This window comes from Psychromarinibacter sediminicola (genome assembly GCF_029168335.1).
GTDB classification, from domain to species: Bacteria; Pseudomonadota; Alphaproteobacteria; order Rhodobacterales; family Rhodobacteraceae; genus Psychromarinibacter; species Psychromarinibacter sediminicola.
Window position 1 is genome coordinate 1 of the sequence record NZ_JARGYC010000268.1, and the last position, 325, is coordinate 325.

The 325-nt window shown below is 62.5% G+C and carries 1 protein-coding gene; it reads right to left on the reverse strand.

All coding sequences use genetic code 11. The features are described 5' to 3' along the window. Positions 1 to 325 (reverse strand): DDE-type integrase/transposase/recombinase (locus tag P1J78_RS25690; protein WP_275570123.1); only part of this gene is annotated, 325 nt, incomplete at both ends.

Consider the following 325-nt stretch of genomic DNA (forward strand, 5'->3'; position numbering starts at 1 on the left):
GCGCCGTAGGACCGAAGCCGGTCCGTCACGATCGTGTCCGGCCGGCCGTAGCGCTTCATCGATTTCCGTAGGAATTTCAGGGCCGCCTTCTTGTCGCGCGTCTTCGTCACGAAGCTCTCGAGGACCTCGCCCTCGTAGTCGACAGCCCGCCACAAGTAGTGTCTCTCGCCGTTGATCTTCACGAACATCTCGTCGAGATGCCATCGCCACTGGCTCGACCGCATCCCCTCGATCCGGCGTTTCCGGATTTCGGCGGCAAACATCGGCCCGAACCGGTGCCACCAGAACCGAACCGCTTCATGGCTGACGTCGATCCCGCGTTCGT